3 protein-coding genes are annotated in these 3,379 nt (G+C 53.4%); all 3 read right to left on the bottom strand.

Annotated elements, in window-relative coordinates; translation table 11 throughout:
- Positions 1 to 808: recombinase family protein (locus PGY33_RS14150; RefSeq protein ID WP_270479186.1), on the bottom strand; the 808-nt coding region annotated here is incomplete at its 3' end.
- Between the two features lie 365 nt (positions 809 to 1,173).
- On the bottom strand, positions 1,174 to 2,958 hold the full coding sequence (locus PGY33_RS14145; RefSeq protein ID WP_270479184.1) for an AAA family ATPase: 1,785 nt from the start codon (positions 2,956 to 2,958) through the stop codon (positions 1,174 to 1,176).
- A gap of 177 nt (positions 2,959 to 3,135) precedes the next feature.
- On the bottom strand, positions 3,136 to 3,379 hold a 244-nt coding region (locus PGY33_RS14140), incomplete at its 5' end, for an HNH endonuclease signature motif containing protein (protein WP_270479183.1).

Raw genomic sequence — 3,379 nt, 5'->3', positions numbered from 1 at the left:
CTGCGCGCTCGGCAAACAGGTCAACATTGTTTTCTTTCAGATACTGATACGCCGTCTCATCGGCGATCATGTAGACCGGATTGGTCAGAATACCCCGGATAGCAAAGCGGGTGAACTGCTTGCCGCGCTTCGTGACGCAGCGATGCTCCAGCAGGTACTGATCGGTCTTGCTGAGAGAATCGGTTTCCATGAATACGGAGAAGATCGTCTTGACCAGCTGGATTTCCTCCGGGATGGGCTTGAGCTTGCAGGCTTTCTTTACCTTGCCGTCCACCGTCACGCTGGACAGGCTTTCTGAGGCGTAGCCCGTGGGCGTTGTGCCGCCCAGCCAGCGTCCTGTCTTGGACAGCTCGTACATGTTGTCCCGGATGCGCTCGGCGATGGTCTCCCGCTCCAGCTGAGAGAACACCGACGCAATGTACATCATAGCCCTGCCCATGGGCGAGGACGTGTCGAACTGCTCGCGGATGGAGATGAAGTCGATGTGCCGGTCGCCCAAGTCCTCAATGAGCTTGGCAAAGTCGCCGATGTTGCGGCTGATACGGTCGAGGCGGTAGACCACGATGGCGGCAAAGGCGATTTTCTGCGAGTCCTTCATCATTTTCTTGAACTGCGGGCGCTCCAGATTGCCGCCGGAAAAGCCCTCGTCCTCGTAGACCAGCACGTTTTCCGCCGCATCCTCACCAAAGTGCATGGCGATGTACTGGCGGCACAGCTCGATCTGGTTCTCAATGCTCTCGCCCTTGCCGGTGAATTTGGACTTGCGGGAGTAGATGACGTATTGCTTCGGCGTATCTTTCGGTTTCATGGCGGCACCTCGCGTTATTCGTTAGGTTGGTAGATATATATATCGAATTGGAATCCATTTGAAAAGCTACCCAAGGGAAGAATCTGAAAATTTCTGCGGATAGACAGAGGTTTTCGCGCGCTGATCGTGCCAGTTCGGAGGGCATCACTCATGTGAATCGAGAAAATGATTGATGGAATGAGCGATGCGTGCTATTTAGAACATTATTGTTTTCGTCATCGACTGCATTCGTACAGTCGCGCCGCACGATTTTTGCGCTTCATTACTTGTCATACGTCAAGTTTGTTTTGCGTCACAGCTTGTCATATGACAAGCTGCATCATAAAAACCGCCGCCCCGAACGAAAAATCGGGACGGCGGTTTTGTTATGCAAGGCTTCGCAGATATTCTTCCACGTTCTGATACTGAATACCGTCTATCTCTTGGCTTCCCCCGCGATAGAGGACAAACTTCTCGGTGATCGGGCCGTAGCGGTGCTCGGTCTGGGCGCATTTTTGCTTGTCGATCAAATGGCGATACTGCTGCGGGACAGCTTCTTCGCTGTGCTTGATCTCGAAAATCCGGCAGGAGCCTGCCTCCGGGTCAAACACCACCATGTCAAATTCGCCCACAGGGAATTGCAGGACAAACACCTGCTTCTTGGGGTTTGCCAGCTTGGTTTCCAGCAGAACGATATCCTCCAGCATCCGTCCTTTGATCTCGGTCAGGATGCGCTGCTGCACGGCGGTGCGCTCCGCAAGAGACAGCGCGCTGAACGTCTCATCCAGCAGCAGACTGCGGATCAGCGCATCCGCCTGCGCATAGCGGAGACCCGGCTGCGCGATCACCGTGCGGCTGGATTTCGTGCTGACATCCGGCAGGTGCAGCACGTCGATCTCCCGCGTTAAGTCCAACAAGTCCAGATACTCCTTGATCTCCGCCGCGTGAACATCGTCCAGCGCCACGGTCTGCTCTGCCCTGTTGCGGATCTCCAGCAGCTTCCGCAGACTGTCGGTGACAAGCGCAAGGTCGATGCGGTCGAGGATGTCCGTCGGGTTCTTCCGATCCCGGCGCAGGTTGCTGGTGGAAATGCCGAGGTCGTGGGACTTCCAATCCTGCGCCAGCACCTCCAGCGTGAAGCGGTGGTTGATGTCCTCCACCACCCGGTTGATGGCGCTGGTCAGCTCATTTTTGTCGTACAAATCCCGCAAATGACGGAAATGCCCCTCATACTGATAGCAGCGCAGAGAGTGCTGGATGTTGCGGGCAATGGCGGTGTCCACGTATTCGTCGGTACTTTCCTTGCTGGCAAACGTGGAGGTCTCGTTGTAGTGAACACCGCCGAGACTCATGGTGCCGCCGTAGCGGATATACTCGTCGATGCCGTGGATGCCGAGGACGGATTCAAACTCTCGGTAAGGGATGAATGTGGTGTGTAGCAGGATGCAGCGGTCGTAAAGCTGCTCGTCCTCTGTAAAGAGGAAGCCCAGCGAGTCCGTGCCGGAGAGCACGATCTTCATGCCGCAGGCTGCAAACACGTCAGAAAACAGCGCCGCGCCCTCGATGAAATCCTCCATCAGCGTCACTTCATCGAGAAACACATAGCGGAAGCCTTGTGATTCCAGTGCCTTGAGGTCACGGTTCACGTCTGCCAGCGAGTCTTTTGCGGTAATCTGAATGAACGCTGACTTGGCAAGCTCCGTGTCGCTCATCTCCGCAAAAATCTGCCGGATCATGGTGGTTTTACCCGTCCGGCGCAGGCCGTAGAGAATGAACACCTTGTCCTGCGGCTCGCCGCAGATAAAGTCGTGCAGCTGCCGGAAGCACTCGCGCCTGCGATAGCCGCGAACAGATGCCGCAAAGGAACGCAGCACCTCGCCGGTGCGGACATTGGTAGTAAACGCAGAAGGGTTCGCAGATTTCGCCTTGGGCAGCTGCTTTTTCAGCGCTTTCAGCTCCTGTTCCAGCGCCTTCCGCCGCTCGATCTGAGCACGGAAATTCTCCAACTCGTCAGCAGGAATATACTTCTCCCGCCGCTTCTTGTTCTCTGTCCAACGGTGGTAAAAGTACTCCTTACCATTGACGGTTTTCTTCGTGACAGAGCCAGCGGGCAAAGCAGAAATCTGCTGTTCCAACTCCGCCACGCGGGTTTGCATCTCAGATAAGTCCATAGCGCACCTCCTGTGAGATACTATTTTATGTAGAATTATACCCCATTATACCCTTGAAATCAAGGGTATAATGGGGCGTGACTTAATTGACACCCCCCAAGAGGTTTTGTAAGCTCAATCAAAAGACCAGTTCTCAATATTAAAGATCGTTCAGCGGATGCCATTTTTATTCCGATGTCATTTCATCAGGTGAAAATCAAGCTCAATTCTTAGTTCGGAATTTTCTGAGAATACAAAGCAGCCTCTGTTATAATCAAACTTCGGATTTAATTTATGTATCAGCCGATGATGGTTGGGGCAAAGAATGATTATATTTGAAGAATCGTTATTTTGTGAATCCGAAAAATAAGCAATATGATGCGCTTCGGAAATATCTGCATTAAATTCACGAAAAGCGTTCTCCCCACACAACTGGCAGCAG

This window comes from Butyricicoccus sp. AF18-9LB (assembly GCF_027684505.1).
Taxonomy (GTDB): Bacteria; Bacillota; Clostridia; order Oscillospirales; family Butyricicoccaceae; genus Agathobaculum; species Agathobaculum butyriciproducens.
This window is presented reverse-complemented; position numbering and strand designations above follow the sequence as displayed.

Excerpts from the sequence above, each read along its gene's own strand:
- PGY33_RS14145 (WP_270479184.1), bottom strand. The coding sequence starts at position 2,958 with ATGGACTTATCTGAGATGCAAACCCGCGTGGCGGAGTTGGAACAGCAG.